The 15,888-nt window shown below is 40.6% G+C and carries 20 protein-coding genes; 13 read left to right on the plus strand and 7 right to left on the minus strand.

The window, feature by feature from the left end; translation table 11 throughout:
- The first annotated feature begins 96 nt into the window (after positions 1-96).
- Both MHH60_RS08645 and MHH60_RS08650 read left to right on the plus strand, forming a co-directional pair.
- Complete coding sequence (locus MHH60_RS08645; protein WP_076136049.1) at positions 97-1,119, plus strand: ABC transporter substrate-binding protein; 1,023 nt, start codon at positions 97-99, stop codon at positions 1,117-1,119.
- Positions 1,120-1,240: 121 nt separating this feature from the next.
- Positions 1,241-2,836 (plus strand): helix-turn-helix domain-containing protein, encoded by a 1,596-nt coding sequence (locus MHH60_RS08650; RefSeq protein WP_076136051.1) that lies wholly within the window; start codon positions 1,241-1,243, stop codon positions 2,834-2,836.
- Position 2,837: 1 nt separating this feature from the next.
- On the opposite strand, the gene MHH60_RS08655 is transcribed toward MHH60_RS08650, so the two are convergent.
- Positions 2,838-3,029: a DUF6199 family natural product biosynthesis protein gene (locus MHH60_RS08655; protein WP_076130567.1), complete on the minus strand. Its 192-nt coding sequence runs from the start codon at positions 3,027-3,029 to the stop codon at positions 2,838-2,840.
- 317 nt (positions 3,030-3,346) lie between these two features.
- Between MHH60_RS08655 and MHH60_RS08660 the strand changes: the two genes are divergently transcribed.
- Both MHH60_RS08660 and MHH60_RS08665 read left to right on the plus strand, forming a co-directional pair.
- Positions 3,347-4,243: an SDR family oxidoreductase gene (locus tag MHH60_RS08660; protein ID WP_076136053.1), complete on the plus strand. Its 897-nt coding sequence runs from the start codon at positions 3,347-3,349 to the stop codon at positions 4,241-4,243.
- Between the two features lie 308 nt (positions 4,244-4,551).
- A complete protein-coding gene (locus tag MHH60_RS08665; protein WP_143766723.1) occupies positions 4,552-4,821 on the plus strand; it encodes a hypothetical protein in 270 nt (89 codons plus the stop codon).
- Here the strand turns inward: MHH60_RS08665 and MHH60_RS08670 are convergent.
- Together MHH60_RS08670 and MHH60_RS08675 are read right to left on the minus strand one after the other, a co-directional pair.
- Positions 4,811-5,500, minus strand: coding sequence for a DUF1796 family putative cysteine peptidase (locus tag MHH60_RS08670; RefSeq protein ID WP_256715144.1), 690 nt, complete (start codon positions 5,498-5,500; stop codon positions 4,811-4,813). The two genes, MHH60_RS08665 and MHH60_RS08670, sit on opposite strands and share 11 nt — an antisense overlap.
- 121 nt (positions 5,501-5,621) lie before the next feature.
- A complete protein-coding gene (locus tag MHH60_RS08675) occupies positions 5,622-5,870 on the minus strand; it encodes a hypothetical protein (RefSeq protein WP_076136059.1) in 249 nt (82 codons plus the stop codon).
- A 118-nt stretch (positions 5,871-5,988) separates the two neighbouring features.
- Here MHH60_RS08675 and MHH60_RS08680 point away from each other — a divergent pair, with 118 nt between their 5' ends.
- On the plus strand, positions 5,989-6,630 hold the full coding sequence (locus MHH60_RS08680; RefSeq protein ID WP_076136061.1) for a uridine kinase family protein: 642 nt from the start codon (positions 5,989-5,991) through the stop codon (positions 6,628-6,630).
- Positions 6,631-6,771: 141 nt separating this feature from the next.
- Here MHH60_RS08680 and MHH60_RS08685 read toward each other — a convergent pair whose 3' ends face one another.
- Positions 6,772-9,333 (minus strand): Ig-like domain-containing protein, encoded by a 2,562-nt coding sequence (locus MHH60_RS08685; protein WP_081389030.1) that lies wholly within the window; start codon positions 9,331-9,333, stop codon positions 6,772-6,774.
- A 248-nt stretch (positions 9,334-9,581) separates the two neighbouring features.
- On the opposite strand from MHH60_RS08685, the gene MHH60_RS08690 reads away from it, so the two are divergent.
- The 5 genes from MHH60_RS08690 to MHH60_RS08710 all read left to right on the plus strand — a co-directional run bounded on the left by MHH60_RS08690 (position 9,582) and on the right by MHH60_RS08710 (position 12,322).
- On the plus strand, positions 9,582-10,373 hold the full coding sequence (locus tag MHH60_RS08690) for an AraC family transcriptional regulator (protein WP_076136063.1): 792 nt from the start codon (positions 9,582-9,584) through the stop codon (positions 10,371-10,373).
- Between the two features lie 5 nt (positions 10,374-10,378).
- Complete coding sequence (locus MHH60_RS08695; protein ID WP_076136171.1) at positions 10,379-10,975, plus strand: DJ-1/PfpI family protein; 597 nt, start codon at positions 10,379-10,381, stop codon at positions 10,973-10,975.
- A gap of 193 nt (positions 10,976-11,168) precedes the next feature.
- Positions 11,169-11,366 (plus strand): hypothetical protein, encoded by a 198-nt coding sequence (locus tag MHH60_RS08700; RefSeq protein ID WP_143766724.1) that lies wholly within the window; start codon positions 11,169-11,171, stop codon positions 11,364-11,366.
- Positions 11,344-11,808, plus strand: coding sequence for an NUDIX domain-containing protein (locus MHH60_RS08705; RefSeq protein WP_076136066.1), 465 nt, complete (start codon positions 11,344-11,346; stop codon positions 11,806-11,808). The genes MHH60_RS08700 and MHH60_RS08705 overlap by 23 nt, the downstream gene beginning before the upstream one ends.
- A gap of 79 nt (positions 11,809-11,887) precedes the next feature.
- Positions 11,888-12,322: a hypothetical protein gene (locus tag MHH60_RS08710; protein WP_256715145.1), complete on the plus strand. Its 435-nt coding sequence runs from the start codon at positions 11,888-11,890 to the stop codon at positions 12,320-12,322.
- 33 nt (positions 12,323-12,355) lie between these two features.
- Here the strand turns inward: MHH60_RS08710 and MHH60_RS08715 are convergent, their stop codons facing one another.
- A complete protein-coding gene (locus MHH60_RS08715; protein ID WP_081389031.1) occupies positions 12,356-13,315 on the minus strand; it encodes a hypothetical protein in 960 nt (319 codons plus the stop codon).
- A 341-nt stretch (positions 13,316-13,656) separates the two neighbouring features.
- Positions 13,657-13,788: a hypothetical protein gene (locus tag MHH60_RS08720; RefSeq protein ID WP_256715146.1), complete on the minus strand. Its 132-nt coding sequence runs from the start codon at positions 13,786-13,788 to the stop codon at positions 13,657-13,659.
- 220 nt (positions 13,789-14,008) lie between these two features.
- On the opposite strand from MHH60_RS08720, the gene MHH60_RS08725 reads away from it, so the two are divergent.
- Genes MHH60_RS08725 through MHH60_RS08735 form a run of 3 tightly spaced genes read left to right on the plus strand, consistent with a single transcriptional unit; the run spans position 14,009 to position 14,845 of the window.
- Positions 14,009-14,206: a hypothetical protein gene (locus MHH60_RS08725; RefSeq protein WP_370511158.1), complete on the plus strand. Its 198-nt coding sequence runs from the start codon at positions 14,009-14,011 to the stop codon at positions 14,204-14,206.
- A gap of 22 nt (positions 14,207-14,228) precedes the next feature.
- Positions 14,229-14,507, plus strand: coding sequence for a hypothetical protein (locus MHH60_RS08730; RefSeq protein WP_147614431.1), 279 nt, complete (start codon positions 14,229-14,231; stop codon positions 14,505-14,507).
- 11 nt (positions 14,508-14,518) lie between these two features.
- Positions 14,519-14,845: a YolD-like family protein gene (locus MHH60_RS08735; RefSeq protein ID WP_076136072.1), complete on the plus strand. Its 327-nt coding sequence runs from the start codon at positions 14,519-14,521 to the stop codon at positions 14,843-14,845.
- Between the two features lie 164 nt (positions 14,846-15,009).
- Here the strand turns inward: MHH60_RS08735 and MHH60_RS08740 are convergent, their stop codons facing one another.
- Complete coding sequence (locus MHH60_RS08740) at positions 15,010-15,837, minus strand: hypothetical protein (protein ID WP_076136074.1); 828 nt, start codon at positions 15,835-15,837, stop codon at positions 15,010-15,012.
- Positions 15,838-15,888: the final 51 nt, after the last annotated feature.

The following is a 15,888-nucleotide window of genomic DNA, read 5'->3' on the forward strand; positions in this document are numbered from 1 at the left end:
AAGTGCATTGAAAGCTATGAAAGTCATGCTACTATTGTGATAAAGGTTATTGAGAATGATAATCAATGACAATAAAGCATAGGAGTGAAGGGATCAATGGCAAGATGGGGTCAGAAGTTTTTATGGGCAGCGGTACTTATAATGGCAATAACCGCGCTGGCAGCATGCGGAACGAATAACAATACTGCCAAAGAAAACGTTGCTAAGACAGAGAATGCAGAGGAATCTACCTCCGCGAGCACTAGCGCACCAACTGAAGGAAATGGAAATGCCGCAGAAGAGGGTGCAACTCGGACGATTGCCGGGGAATTCGGGGATGTTGAAATTCCAGTTAAACCGCAACGGGTAGCCGGAATCTATGTTGAAGATTATTTGAAGGCATTGGGCATTACTCCGGTCGTGCAGTGGTATCATCCAAGCTGGGGCAAACAGGATTATTTAAATCTGGATGTGCCAGAATTCGATATCACGGGTAGCATGGAGGCATTATTGGAAAAAGATCCGGATTTGATTATTGTGGATGGAGGTGCGGATGCGGCGAAATATGAACAATATTCCAAGATAGCACCAACCTATCGTCTACCTGAGGCGGTGTTGCAAGACTCAAGACAAGTGCTTACGGCTATTGCTGATGCGCTCGGTATTCCGGAGAAGGCGGAATCTGTCCTTGCAGCGTATGATCAGAAAGTGGCAGAGGGGAAAGCTAAGCTGCAACAGGCCCTGGGTCAGGAAAAAGTAGCAGTGATCCGGCTCAACGTAGCGGATAAAACCTTTGCTCTATTCGGTGTTAAAAACCGTTTCACCGGTGTGATTTATTCTCAATTTGGCCTGACACCTGTGCCTATGGCGGCAGAAATGACTGAATATCAATCTATTATCTCCGAAGAGCTTATCCCTCAGCTCGAAGCGGATCATATCATTGTGTTCCCTGACAACGGGGGCTGGGATACTGAAGGGAATCAGGAAGCGACTCAAATCCTTGATGGCCCGTTGTGGAAGAGCCTGCCGGCGGTGAAGAACGGGAATGTTTATAGAATGGAACGTTCCCACTGGCAGACTGGTGCCATCACAGCCAATTCGATGAAGCTTGATGACTTGCTGAAAGCTATGGTGAAATAAAACGGCAGTCGTCGTAAGGAATAGCATAAAGAAGGTCTATCAGCATAGTTGATAGACCTTCTTTTTTATTCTAAACTATAGTAAAGTGAATGAAAATGGTTCTCAATTGGAGGGCGTTAGAATGGCAGAAGATTTACAAGACAGCAATAAAAAGAGGCTATTCTATAGCTTGATTAACATAGAAGCCCAATCCTTATCGGTGAACGGACAGACCTTAGTGTTTCAAAATCATACCCTGATCATTGTATCGGAAGGACAGGGATGGTTAGAAGCCGAGGAGAAGCGTTTTCCACTGGAAAAAGGTGTCGGGTTCTTGTTCGAACCGGGGTTAATAAGCAAAATCAATGCCGAGGAGCGAGGACTTAGCTTTTATAGGCTTACTTTTGAAGTCATAGAAACGGGGGGAAGCAGGCAGAGTGGAATGGAAAAGGGGACTAAAGAAGGAATTCTCCGGTCCGGTCCGCTAAGCTGCAGACCTTTTTCACAATGTGCATTACTGCTGGAGGCTATCTATCATAGTCGCAGAAGTACGGAAGAGATTGAATGGTTCGCAGGCCATACCCGCTTTCAAGAGTTACTGCTGCTGATCATGCGGGCAAATTCCTCTGTCATCCAGATGAAAGGAGCCCATGAGGCGGTACAGCGTTCCATCCGCTATATGCAAGAACACTACAATCACGCCATAACCGTCGATCAATTAGCTGAAGTGGCAGGCATTACACGTACACGCTACACACAGATTTTTAAAGAAGTGACAGGGCGGATTCCCTTAGAGCATTTGAACGGACTTCGTATTGAAAGGGCGCAGCAGCAGTTGCTGCTTACGAATGACCGTATGCATGATATCGCGTTATCCGTAGGGTATAGCAATGAGTATTATTTTAACCGGCGTTTCAAAAGATCGGTGGGCGTTACGCCCGGCCAATACAGAAGCTTCCATCAGGAAGGGCTTCGGGTGTTCGCTCCTTTTCTGGAAGACTATCTGCTGGCTCTGGATATTACACCGGTGGCGCAATATTCTCACGCTCAGTGGGGGAAGCAGGAGTATCTGTCCCTCCTCGATGTGCCTGCGGTTGATATTTCGACTGGCGATTGGCAGGAGCTCTCCCAGTACATGCCCGAACTGATCCTGCTGGATGATGGCTTTCAGCGTTGGCACCTGGATGAGTGCAGCCAAATTGCTCCGTTGTTCAAGCTGCCTTGTCATCAAGAGGATTGGCGGGCCACGTTATTTTCCGCAGCAGCCGTCTTTGGCAGAACAGATCGTGTCCAGGAAGTGATCGGAAATTATGAGCATCGGGCGCAGCAAGCCAGACGAGTGCTAAACCGTTCTGTCCAAGGGCAGACTGTAGCATGCCTTAGAATATCTTCCTACGGAATCAATCTCTATGGATGCGGGCAATTGGGTTATACAGGTAGCGTACTCCATCATGATTTAGGTTTGCAGCCCCATGAATTGGTTCCGAAGTTGACTCGTGGACAGAAGCGGGTGAGCCTAACAAGAGAAGAGCTTGCAAGCCTCACTGCAGATCATTTGTTCATTACCTTTGATCGACAGGAAGGAGAAGGACGGGAGCTGCTGGATACACCGCTTTGGCGCAATCTGCCCGCTGTTCGTAATCGCTGTGTGTATGAGGTGGATTTTATGGCCTGGATGAATTATGGGGTATTGTCGCATCAGCGCAAGATTGAAGATGTGCTAAGAGCGTTAGGGTAAGTCAGAAACTAGTCCAGATAAAAAAGAGGATAATAAGTGCCACTATACTGCTGATGCGAGTCATTAATAAATAGGCATCACTGGGCTCTACATCCCCTTTCATCATCCAGCCATAGCGCATGTACCATCCCAAATGAGGAAAGAAGATATTAAGCAATGCTAACAGTACAAAGAGGAATATAAAAAAGCCCATGATTTATCACTCCTTTATCTAATGTATACGCCAGACTATACGGAGCGTTCCCCAAATAACAAGTGAGCTACCATATATTTATTTAAGCATACGCACGCGGTATGAGTCAGTGCAAGGCAGGTCAGAGGAGATTTAAGTTTGAGAAATAGAGAAGGAATACCCTAGCCACCTTGACAGGTGGCTAGGGTATTTTTGCGGCACTATTCAAGGCTGTGTTATCGAACGTGAATGTTTAGAGGCGTGCTTGTTGTGTTTACATAACAAAGAGTTCGGAAAATATAAAAATGTATTTCTAAAAATAAAGGAGGAATTGATCGATGTCTAACCAATATACGATGCAAGATCCTACCACTCAGTACACTAAGGCTGGACCGGAATTTCAGCAGCAACAAGAGGAGCCGGGCCTGCAAAAGAAAATGAATCCAGTACCTGATACAGGAGAAGATACTTATAAAGGAACTGGGCGCCTGACCGGACGTAAAGCTTTAGTTACGGGAGCGGATAGCGGTATAGGCCGTGCTGTTGCTATTGCTTTTGCTCGCGAGGGGGCAGATATTGTTCTATCATATATGCCCGAGGAAGAGGAAGATGCAAAGCAGGTGGTCAAGCTAGTGCAGGAAGCAGGTCGTACTGCAATCGCCATTCCAGGCGATCTGAAGGAGGAGGCCTACTGCGAACAACTCGTTGATACTGCGGTTAAGGAGCTAGGTGGAATTGATATTTTAGCCAATATCGCGGGCAAACAGCAATTCGTTCCAGACATCGCTGATCTCACTACGAAGCATTTTGACGACACATTTAAGACGAACGTGTATGCCATGTTCTGGCTGTGCAAAGCTGCGGTGAAGCATATGCAACCGGGCAGCACCATTATTAACACTTCTTCTATTCAAGCTTATAATCCCTCGCCGATCCTTTTGGACTACGCGACCACCAAGGCTGCTATTAATACATTCAGTAAGTCTCTCGCTCAGCAAGTAGCTGATAAGGGAATTCGTGTCAATGTAGTAGCACCTGGTCCCGTATGGACACCTCTTCAAGTTGTGGGTGGGCAACCGGAGGAAGTCCTGAAAGAGTTCGGGTCGAGCACACCACTAGGTCGTCCGGGACAGCCTGCGGAGATGGCTCCGGCATATGTATTCCTGGCTAGCCAAGAATCTAGCTATATCAGTGGCGAAACACTGAATGCGAACGGCGGAACACCAACTCCATAAACTGCTCAGCGGAATGTTGATATTGTAAATACGGCGAAGCATCCAAAAGTACCCTGCTAATTTTAGTGTGGGGTGCTTTTGTTTTTATATATAGAAAGGAGTATTATAGAATTCGATACTTTTTCTCCCATTATTTTCATGAAATATGATCTATACTGATCAAGATTGTCGAATACATAGTTTTCCTGCGATTACCCAAGAAATAATTTGAACGGCTCCAAGTTTTAGGGGAGACCACAGAAACAATTAGGAGATGTATGATGCGAAAAAAGAAACTAGCAATCCTCACCATTTGCTGTGTCTTATTCATGGCGTGTTTTCAATCGGGATCTGTCCTTGCGGATAAAGGTAACGGAACAGTAGTAGATAGTGGAACCAAGGAAAGGCTGATGGAGAAGTATGATCTTGTAGAGCCTGAACCCGCAAATCCAGCAGCGCATGGGAATCAATACGATTTTGGAATTAGTAACCCTATTTCTTTATTGGTCAGCATCAGTAGGCTGTATTTGTATCCATATGTTTTTGCAGCAGAGGAAATAATTAATCATTTGATCGGGCAAAGCGAAATTAGTTATTAGTTACTTGTATGTCTTTCAAAATATAATCCCAGCTATCATAATCGTTCATATCTTCAGGAACTTCTAACACACAAATATCACTTATGTTCCAATTTAATTCTTGTACCGAGGTTGATTCACGAACGGGAATAAGAATAAGAATAATAAATTCGTTCGGTTTTAATAAAGCAGACAAAATTGACTGTAGCTCTACAGCCTGTTCATATGAGGCAAACCATCTAATGAATAAAGTTTTTTTACTGTGGATTAACTTGTCCCAAAATCTATTAATTCGCAATTCCAGCTTCGCTTTATACGAAGGAAAGGTTGTAGACCAGTGTTTACCTTGATGGATTGGAAAATCATGAACTGAGATAATGTTATATAAAGTATCCTGAATAAAATAGGATTTCACTAATGCATTTTTGTTCCCATTAGGATAAACTGGTAATCCATCCTCCAGAAAAAAATGTGTTTCATCAAGGATTTGCAGATTTATTAATTCCATGAAATTTTGAAATCTATTCTTATAAAGTCTATTTACATCAGCTAATGAATAAGAAACCATCCAGTCGAGCGGCATGGAGAATTTCCTCAAGCTATTTCTTTGCAGATTTATAGCAGGAGCACAAGACATCCCTAAGCTTACTATTAAATCATAGCTTTTTTTCACAGCTTGTAATTTCATGGACTCACCCATTTTCAATCAGATTCAGTTTCTAATAAATTATATACACCATTTTCTAGGATTGATTGGACTTTAAGTGCAATGAGATGCACAGGAAAAAGAGAGCAGCAATTTTCACTGCCCCCTAAACCTATTAGTTACGTTGTAACAAAATATATCCGCTAATGCTTGAAGTTTTTTTACGAAATACTACTTTAAAACCAACATCGTTGTCTAATAAGCAAGCCAAAGCGGTGTTAAGCAATCCATTGGGTCTCAAGCTAGGTCTGCAAGGCACAGCATTTCCAATAACACGGGCGGCAATAATCCTACGTGCTGATCCAGCAACCAAAGGATTTCTGCTCCAACTGATCAATACTAAATCAGGCTGACGAGTAGCCATGGAAGATCTACCCCTTTCTATTAAGTTTCTTTATATAAAATGCACCATAGATTTTAATGTGCTAAACCATAGCGGAGTAAGGAATACATAGGATCGAGTAGGGAGAGGGGCGAATAATATGGACAAGGTGTTACATAAAATAGCTAATTTGATTAGCGGTGAGGCTAATAGATTCATCATTGGGATTTCGGGTCATGGTGCATCTGGAAAAACAACGTTTGCTCATAATCTTTTAAAGCTTTTGCAGCGGGATGATGTGAATTATATTAATACAGACCCCTATATTGTTGAATCTAGTCTTAGAAAATACACTTCTATCGACTATGAATATAAGAATGCACATTACCACGATAAAGTGACAGCTTGTCATCCTGCTGCTCATCATATATCTGCTTTAGAGAGAGATATTCATATGTTGAGGGATGGGTTGGATTTTTACACCATTGGCACGGACTATACAAAAAGTATGTTCATATCTTCACAAAACAAGATAAATATTGTAGAAGGCATGAGCGTTGCTTTTACTGACCCAAATTTGTATGATCTGAAAATCTACTTATATACGGATGGAGAAACCGAGTTGGTGAGAAGGAGTATACGTGATGTTTCTGAAAGAGGAACGGATATAAATTATTTAAGAAAATCCCATGAACAGCGTAGGATGCAATATGAGTTGTTTATGCATTCTTATCATCATAAATTTGATATCGTTTTAAAAAATTCCAATGAAGAGTATGTTCTTGAAAAGGGAACGTTGTAAAGTCAGCTTCATTCTCGTGAAGTAAAAACAGTGAGCAGCGAATCATCCAATATATTGTGCTGGTCCAATCGGATAGCAATAAAAAGACGGAAGCCGCTTTACTGGCTTCCGTCTTTTTGGAACTGTGGAGATGAACAGACACTATTTATTTATCGCTGAGTCACCTATTGGAGTGAATGTATTCTCCACAGTAATGTTAGAGAACTTAGCGTAGTTCAGTTGCTCAATCTTATTGGCAACATCGTTGCTGTCAACGGCAAATCCGACATATACCGAACCATCCATAACTATAGTTCGCTCGCCAATTAGATTCCAGTCTTTTCCATCCGTTGATCCGTAAGCATAGAAAACATCTCCCTTACGGCCAAGCTTGAGCCAATATCCTTGCTCCACACCATTAATTTTAAATGGAATATCTGAAACAAGTTGAATGCCAGCTTTTTCAGCAGCAGATACGCTGTCTAAAGTTTCAGTTAATTCATCAAATCCTCCGCCCTTAATGCTTCTGCCCGTCAGATAAGATGACCAGCTGGTCTCTTTGGACAACTTCACATAGGAGATACCAAGGGCCGCGGCGGCGCTGTCTTTATTCAAGTTATCGCGGATCATTAGCCCGGTGAAGGCATGGTTGTCAACGGTCCCGATTTCTTCGAGCTTCGCGGTAAATTCCATATCTCCGTTCAGTTCTTTATACACGAAGTGGAAGTTATCTTTGGTTGCATTGTTTGCTTCTGATTGTTCTGTGCCACCTTCACTTTTACCAAGCTTTCCGTTGCCTTTAACGGTAAGTACATCATTTGTCATACTTCCGGAACCCTTAATGCTCGGATCACCGATATCTGCTGTAGTCCAACCCTTTTCAGCCAGGGAAGAGGTAGCAGCATTGATATGGATGTTAGTGGCTGTGGTCTGCGTCTCATTTCCTTGGGTATCGGTCACTCTTGCAGAAATATAGTAGGAAGCATCCGTTAAATTCTTGAGGGTATATGTGTATGTGTTGCCTTTTTTGACTGCTTCCCCAAGATATTTAGATCCATTATATACAGCAACTTTTTTTATTTTGTTTCCGGATTTAGGGGAAGCATTAATTTTAACTTCGACCTCTTTCCCGGTAAGAAATTGTGCATTGTTTTCTGGCGCTAAAAGCTTAGCATCAGGGTTTTCGGCGACGTGTTTCATATCAACTAGACCGTTAATATAAAGCTCAAGCCAGGTGTAACCATTTTTAGTAACCGTTTTGTATGCATCCTTGATGCCCCAGATTTTATTTTTCTTTTCCCACTTGTCGTCTATTCCGTTTTTATTAGTGTCAAATTGCTTATCATATTGTGCCTCGATGACGCCAAAGTCTGAAATGTAACCCCCGACTTCATGTTCAGTGTTGATATATCTTCCCGAGTTCTGCTCGACTTCTGCCACAATTCTTGCATCGATAGCATCGCGACGCGGATAGGTAGCTCCCGCTTGTTGCAGAATGCTTTTTAATAGTGATTCATTCGCTTGCTTTACGCCGGACTTAACATAATTATCAAATGCTTTATTGGTAATACCATGGTTAACTCCAGTACTGTCCGCGGAAAGATATGGTGTGGCTGCAAGGGTCGTCTTTTGTTCACCACTCTGTACACCGGAGAATTTCACATAATCTGAAGAATCATTCAGTAAGCCTGTGAGCTTGCCGTTAATTCTGTTTCCAGCGATGTAGAAACCGCCCAGCTTGGTAGCTTCACCGGCATCAATGACTCTGTTAGTTACATTATCTCTTGTACCTGGACCGGCAATTTCGATATTGTTCATAAAGTTAGTAAAAGTAAAACCTCCGCCATAAGTGCCGTTAAAGCCCCAATTGTAAATTACATTGTTCGAGAACTGAACAACCGCCACATGATCAGCATCTGCAGCACCTGCGTAACCGCCGCCTAGTCTTGGGTTTCGCGAGGTATGGTTCGCATACAGATTGTGATGGAATGTTGTTTTGTCTCCGCCTGAAATACCACCGTAGCCATGTCTTCCTTTGGAATGCCCGGATAGAGTCAGACTTTCGGAAATAATGGACCACTGGATCGTGCCATTTTCGCCTCTATATAAAGATAGAGTTTCATCTGTGTTCCAACTGAAGGAACAATGGTCAATGAGGAAGTAGTTGTTGTCTCTCCCCCAAAGCGCATCCATTGAATCGCTGCCATTATACACATTAGTGGCACCCGGACGGAAAGAGGTGTACCGAATAATGATATTCTCTGAATTGCTGATATTGGTATCCCAACCTGCAATGGTAATTCCGTTGCCTGGAGCGGTTTGCCCAGCGATGGTTAGGTTTTTAATATTATTGAGACTTAACGTGCTCTTCAGTTCAATCGTTCCGGAAACATGAAAAACAATGGTACGACCCTCTTTAGGCGTAGATAAAATCCCATAGCGAAGGGACCCTGCAATCGGGTTGTCTTTTACAGCGTAATCTTCAAGGGTAGTTACGATGTATACATCGCCCCCTCGACCACCGCTTGTATAGGCGCCGCCACCTTCCGCGCCAGGAAAAGCAAGAATAGAGGCACCCGCAAAACTTTTGTCTCCGTCTGCCTGCCCTGAAGCTGCGAGTGTGTGACCTCCTAAAAATGAAAACGCTACCGAAAAACTCAATAAGACACCTATAACCTTACCTGATTTTTTACTCTTCCATTTCATCTTTTTGACGTATAACATGGATACAGTTTTATCGCTGAATGCTGTTCCTGTTATACTTCCTCCTCTCAGTGAAATGATACTGGTCTGCGACAAGCAGCTTACTGGTAATACTTTAAAACTTTTAGGGCGTATTTACCTGCCAAAAAAATCTTTTTTTGTGCCAACTATTGCTCTTTGGTTCTTGCGCAAACGAACAAATTCATATTATGTTCTTAGTATTACAGCAGCTATAGTGCTTGGCATTCCATGACGATAGGGAGAAAAACATGAATATTAAATATCAGCATCGTGACCAGGCGTTTCACTCCTTTATTTCTACCAATAACACTTATCCTCTTCATCTACACAAAAATGTAGAGATAACAATGGTTTTGTCCGGCAAAATCAATATCAACATCAATGGAAAAGAGTATGATTTGTCTGAAGGAGACATAGCGATTATTTTTTCCAATCAACCTCACAGCTACAAAACCCTAGAGAAAAGCCAGATCCTGCTGTTCTTTTTTGACGCCACTTTTCCAGGGGATTTTGCGGGGGATTTGCTTAATCATGTTCCGGATAACCCTATAGTTTCGAAACAAAAGGTGCTTCAAGATCTGCTGGCAACCTTGTATAAACTATATAAAGAACAATGTGATGTTCGTCTGCTCAAGGCTTATACCTCTGTAGTATTAGGGCACGCGCTGCCGTTACTGCTAATGAAAAAAGTAGACTACAAAAAAGAAATGGATCTCGTCCCCAAAATCCTAGCTTACATCGACATGCATTTTTTAGATCACATAAATTTGGAGACGCTTTCAAGAGAGCTTGGCATTAGTAAATTTATCATTTCCCGAATCTTTTCGGAGCAGTTTCATATTTCATTTCGTGATTACATCAATGGCCAACGGGTAGCCTTTGCTCATATGCTGCTGTTATCCACTACCCATCCGGTCACGGATATCGCGTTTGATTCCGGATTTAACAGTTTGCGTTCTTTCTATCGTGTTTTTAAAAATGAATACGGGATCACCCCCAATGAATTTCGCCGAAAAGTATCGAAGGAGTGTGTAGAATGAAAATGATGAAGATGGCTTATATTCTATTTGATGGGATGACCACGTTAGATTTTGTTGGTTTTTACGATGCGGTTACCCGGATGGGAGTTCTAAAGGCTATAGAAAATGTATCGTGGGATTTTTGTTCCAACAAGGAAGAAGTCACGGATGATCGAGGATTGACGTTGAAAATAAACCAGGTTTCCCCTGATCTGTCAGCCTATGATTTGATATTTATCCCTGGAGGGTTATCCACTCGACAACTTAGATTCGATACTGATTTTATAACATGGATTCAGACTGCTCGAGAGGTTGAATACAAGGTGTCAGTGTGTACAGGGGCTTTGATTTTGGGAGCTGCCGGTTTCTTAAATCAGAAGAAGGCGACCACCAATCCTTCTGCATATGAACTATTGGCAACTTATTGTTCCGAAGTAGTTAAGGAACGGCTCGTAAGGGATGGAAATGTTTTTACTGGGGGAGGAGTAGCAGCTTCGATTGATCTGGGTTTATATTTCATAGAATCGCTTACTAATGAAAATGTAGTTCGAGAAGTTCAAGAGAAGATGGATTACCCATATTACAAGACAATTAACCCTTCCAAAGGGGGACCATACCTATAAAAGATGGGAATTAATGATATAATATCCAAAGTGAAATAATTAAGGTGATGAATAGAGGCGTAAGTATGTTGGACACAAACTGCCAGTTTTTCCTTTTCTATTTATTTCGATAAAAAGTCAAAAAAAAAAGCATAAACTTGAAGTACTAGATGATAGTGTAGTAATCGGTGAAACAAATATTATGTGTGATTCCTTGAAAAAAATTGTGATTCATAATCCTATTTCAATATTTTTTCATATGATTCCGGCTCATAAAAAGAAAAAAATAATTACGATACAGGTAAATAAGGATGAAGCAAAAGATCAAAAAACAATATTAGAAAAGCCACTTAGTCCCAGAAGAGATGTTGAAGATATGAGGTGTCACGATGAAGGTAGGAAAATCGATTAGAAAAAAGGTATACGGATTTATTTTGCAAGACAATGAAGTTGGAGAAAAGACCTTATTAGTTTATCTTAATGTACCTGAAGTACCCTTTAGATTAGTAGGTGGAAATGTCGATGCCGGGGAAACAGAAGAAAAAGCGTTATTCAGGGAAATTCAAGAAGAAAGTGGACTTAAACAATTTAAATTAGTAAAGAAAATAGGCACACAATATTATTATAAGGATTTTATAGATGCGAATGTCGAAAGACATGACTACCTTCTAATTCCAGAAACGAGATTACCTGAAAAGTGGAGCTTCACTGGAGAAGGAGAAGGTGAAGACTGTGGGACTATTTTTAACTACCAATGGATAAATCAAGATGAAATATACTTATTAGATAAAGAGTTTAGAGAATACATGACGGAAGATTACATGCAAGAATTATTCAGCAAGGTAAAAAGGTAATCCATCTAAACCAAGTGCGAAATGATAATTTTAAAAAATCGGCTGTAAGTATAAAAAGCATAAAAATGGTGGGATTATTTTGCGTGCAGTTAAGCCTATAATGTTATGGTTTGTTTCGACGGTTTTATTCACCCTGGCAGCCTTTGGATTGGAGCTTTGGGAAGGAAATAAAATAAGTACAACAGAATATTACGGTTTTCAAAACATTGGGTTTGCTTTTATTTTTCTGATGTTCCTTTTTTCAGTTCTTCTTTACCCGGTTATACTGCTTCCTTTATCATGGGTTATTCGAAAGATAGCTAATCCTTTAATAAGCCGCATAATGATATTCTTATTGAGTGGTATTGCGGGATATGGTTTCTTTTACGAGTTGTACGATGAACGCTTTATACGGGAATACCATTTGAATAGTAGTACAGCTGTTGTTTTTTTCGGTATTGCTGGTTTCATTTATGTTCTGGTGGATTACTATTTTGAGCGGCAAGCCATTAAAGCCGAACAAAATCCCTGCTAACCGAGGCGGCCAGCAGGGACTTTATTTTTCAATCTAAGTATTAGGTAATTTGTCAACCTCCTCAGTAAAGGCTTCCAAGTACTGGGTGAATATTCCTGTATCTATTTTGGTGGTTGCATCATTTGCAATAGGAGGCGTATCTTGGATTTGTTTGTACATACGATCCATCTCACCCGTGAGCTTAGTCCAGATGCTTTTAACTGAATCATATTTTGCATCAAGGTTGCTGATATAACTATCGTATTCCATTTTTTGAATCATAGCTTTTCCTAATTGCTCGATTGTAAAATCTATATCTATTGTTTCACCCGTAGAGCCAGTTCCTGAACCTGCATACCAGCTGATATCAACAAATCCATCATTCCAAATATCTGAAACGACAAAATTACTGATTTCTTTAAGTGTCTCTTCAGGAGACTGTTCAGTTGTACCTGCATTACCTGAATCTGAAGCATTAATTACAGGTTCCTTAAAGAGTTTCCTCACTTCGCTAAATGCATCCTTATCCTTGTCATTAGACGAATACCCCCAACCAACTTTGTCATCCTTAATAAAAATGATAAGTTCGCTATTGGAGGAAGACTTCTCACCTTGGATAAGCACGAGTTTATCTTTTCCGCCATCTTTGTCCGTATAATCAGCTGTTTCAATTACTGTAGGGTTCTTAAGTTTATTATTCTCGGGTGTCTCAGTAGATTCAGCCATTTGGAAAATGGGTTGTACATCTGGAAGTATATTTTCGGATACGAATTTCTTTTTCGCTTCGATATCTGAACCATTGAGGAAAATCTCCACATAGTTGAGAGCCAGTTTCTCGGAAGCTGTAAGTTTCTTATTTGGCTCAGGAGTGGGCTCTGAAGGGCTGGCAGTTGCTTCGGACGATGTAACTCCTGTAGACGCTGTATTCTTTTCCTCTGAATTTGTTGTGGAACTGCCACATCCTGAAAGGATTACAATAGTTGCCACGATACATAAAAAAGCTTTTTTGTTCAATTTTATATCCCCCTAAATCTGCTAATAATTGCTATTTAATTCTACCAGATATAGGAATAGTAATCTATGAATTATAATTTATGGCAGAACCAATATATTAGATTAGCGTGCGGCCAGGATCAAGTGATAGTGTCTTGGACTATGCTGGGGATGTGCGGAGCTTTAATATTTAATGGAGCGGCATTGTATTTGAAAACGAAAGATAAAATGGCTGTGCTATCCTCGATTGTTGGGATTGTATTGTTAATAGTCTCGCTTACTCAGTTTCCTTTTTGAAAATTAAAACAACCTCGTCAACCTTAATGGGTCGGCGGGGTGTTTTTACGTTTTCTACTTTATACTTATTTCTTTTTCTTCTTTGTGGGTCCGATCTGGCGTCTTACCTTATCGTTCTCATCTACCTCAATAATATAAATCTCCTTCACTGTACCGGAGAGTGTAAACCATTCACGCATAGCTTCAGCCTCAGTCATCGGTCCTAATATTCGTTTCCCCCTATAACATATAAAAAACACTCATACTCCTTAGTTTGTTTGCGGAAATGCAATAAATGCTTATAGAACAAATTATAAACTTGGGCGATGACTTTGTATGTAATAATTCATGCCTGGCGGGATATTTTTACATTGATTAACGAACGTACGTTTGGTTATAATACAAACAAACGTTCTTATCCTTGGAAGGTGAGTAATTATGCAAATAAGTATGGGTCAAACCATTGAAATAGTGTACCAAGATAAATCAGGTAAGATATCTCAACGTAAAATTGAAGTGAAAGGGATTCGTGGAGGATATATTCGCGCAACTTGCTTATCAACCGGAGCTCCACGCGTATTTCTGGAGGCTAATATTCTTGCTTGGCAGCCTGTGCAAAAAAAGCGTTATGCTTAGTGACACCGCCCGAAAGCTACTAATGATCATGCGACACTCTGCTGTGCATCATGCTCATATGCCAACTTTACAGGAGTTAGAGATCAAGAGTGGACGGACACCAGATAAGATCATTAGTGGGCTTAGGGAATTAGTTAACGAAAAATATATAGAATGGACCCCACACACTCCACCAGAGAGCGCCCGAATTATTGAAGGCTGGGAAAGGATTGACCCTAGGTTTAAAAAGAGAAAGCCAGAGCCACAAGAGCTCCAGTGGGGGATAGATGGTAGTAAAACGAACTACTGGACGGATTATTAGGAGGCAGCTTCATGATGAAAAAATTAGAGAACGTATGGGAGTGTAGCAGAATGATATTGCCCGAACATAAAAACCGGATTTTAGATGACAATAATGAGCAGGAACGTCGTGAAAAACCCACTTTAGATCTACAGGAGATAGAGCGTTTTGAAATATTGTTATATCGTTCGATGGAAGAGCACAGCCCGATTACACTCACTCTGTTTGATCCCATGGAGAATATATTAAAACGAGGTATCGTGATGAAACTGGATAAACAACAGGGAATTAAACTCCGCTGGTCTGAGGAGGAGTGGGATTGGTTCAAGATGGGGGATGTTATTGCAATAACTACATAATTCACTTCATAAAAAACAGGTTAGGAGCAATCTCCTAACCTGCGCTGTACTTCTCTGATATTAATGTTCTGCTCCGTGGAATAAGACCACTGGTGAGGTACTTGGCAGTGCTGGCGCAATGCTGACGATAGTGAGGACCAACAATAAAGAGACGGCAAATTTTTTCATAGAGACTCAACCCTTTCTTTGAAATTTATTATTTTCTCTTCAAAATCTTTAATCTGAGTAGCATTAGCACATGAACGTAATGATTCGAAGTATACTACTGCTTGTTTAAAGATTTTATCAGAGTTTGTGACCTCTGCAGAATCTAATAATTTCATGCTATATTTGATAGCTGTATTATAATCTTGAATTTTCGTTTTATATCTGATCATATTAATAAAAAAAGTTTCTTGGTAGGAATTTATTATAATTTCATCCGCAGGGGTATCCTCAAATTTTGAAATACTATTAGAGAAAAGTTCTAAATGAGATTCAATGTTTAAATTGAAATTAGTAGCTGTCTTTAACAAAGTTATCAGTCCCGGTAGAACTTCTTTAGAGTTGGATAAAAGGAAAGAAACATAACGATCTATGAATTGAATATTTCCAGAAAGCACTTCTACTTCTAAAAGATTTGGTTCTGATATGTACTTATAATAGGCTACCTCATTTAATCCTTCAGCATCTAATCCCTTGAACCAACTCAAATCGCTATAAGCTTTAATGTAAGTTCGAGCTTTATCATAATTTTCGATTTCTTTGTGGGCTAGTCCCAGCATAAGCAAGCTGTATCCATAATAATAAATTAAAGGTCGTTGGTGTTTTAGTTCCAGTTCATTATTGTGTGTGTAATTATTATAAATTTGAGTTATTCGGTTGTAAAAAGTATCTGCTAGTTTTAGAAGATTGGGCCAGCTTTCAAAAGAATATATCATTTTAAGAACTTTTACGGCTGGATCAAGATCTAGAAGATTTATATCTAAATCTAAATCGATATTTCCATCCAACGGCCTCACCTGCCTTTATTTTACATAATATACCTGTATTATACAATGCAA

Source organism: Paenibacillus sp. FSL H7-0716, from assembly GCF_038002705.1.
Taxonomy (GTDB): Bacteria; Bacillota; Bacilli; order Paenibacillales; family Paenibacillaceae; genus Paenibacillus_AQ; species Paenibacillus_AQ odorifer.

Excerpts from the sequence above, each read along its gene's own strand:
- MHH60_RS08645 (WP_076136049.1), top strand. The coding sequence starts at position 97 with ATGGCAAGATGGGGTCAGAAGTTTTTATGGGCAGCGGTACTTATAATG.
- MHH60_RS08650 (WP_076136051.1), top strand. The coding sequence starts at position 1,241 with ATGGCAGAAGATTTACAAGACAGCAATAAAAAGAGGCTATTCTATAGC.
- MHH60_RS08655 (WP_076130567.1), bottom strand. The coding sequence starts at position 3,029 with ATGGGCTTTTTTATATTCCTCTTTGTACTGTTAGCATTGCTTAATATC.
- MHH60_RS08660 (WP_076136053.1), top strand. The coding sequence starts at position 3,347 with ATGTCTAACCAATATACGATGCAAGATCCTACCACTCAGTACACTAAG.
- MHH60_RS08665 (WP_143766723.1), top strand. The coding sequence starts at position 4,552 with ATGGCGTGTTTTCAATCGGGATCTGTCCTTGCGGATAAAGGTAACGGA.
- MHH60_RS08670 (WP_256715144.1), bottom strand. The coding sequence starts at position 5,500 with ATGGGTGAGTCCATGAAATTACAAGCTGTGAAAAAAAGCTATGATTTA.
- MHH60_RS08675 (WP_076136059.1), bottom strand. The coding sequence starts at position 5,870 with ATGGCTACTCGTCAGCCTGATTTAGTATTGATCAGTTGGAGCAGAAAT.
- MHH60_RS08680 (WP_076136061.1), top strand. The coding sequence starts at position 5,989 with ATGGACAAGGTGTTACATAAAATAGCTAATTTGATTAGCGGTGAGGCT.
- MHH60_RS08685 (WP_081389030.1), bottom strand. The coding sequence starts at position 9,333 with ATGTTATACGTCAAAAAGATGAAATGGAAGAGTAAAAAATCAGGTAAG.
- MHH60_RS08690 (WP_076136063.1), top strand. The coding sequence starts at position 9,582 with ATGAATATTAAATATCAGCATCGTGACCAGGCGTTTCACTCCTTTATT.
- MHH60_RS08695 (WP_076136171.1), top strand. The coding sequence starts at position 10,379 with ATGAAGATGGCTTATATTCTATTTGATGGGATGACCACGTTAGATTTT.
- MHH60_RS08705 (WP_076136066.1), top strand. The coding sequence starts at position 11,344 with ATGAAGGTAGGAAAATCGATTAGAAAAAAGGTATACGGATTTATTTTG.
- MHH60_RS08720 (WP_256715146.1), bottom strand. The coding sequence starts at position 13,788 with ATGACTGAGGCTGAAGCTATGCGTGAATGGTTTACACTCTCCGGTACA.
- MHH60_RS08725 (WP_370511158.1), top strand. The coding sequence starts at position 14,009 with ATGCAAATAAGTATGGGTCAAACCATTGAAATAGTGTACCAAGATAAA.
- MHH60_RS08730 (WP_147614431.1), top strand. The coding sequence starts at position 14,229 with ATGATCATGCGACACTCTGCTGTGCATCATGCTCATATGCCAACTTTA.
- MHH60_RS08735 (WP_076136072.1), top strand. The coding sequence starts at position 14,519 with ATGATGAAAAAATTAGAGAACGTATGGGAGTGTAGCAGAATGATATTG.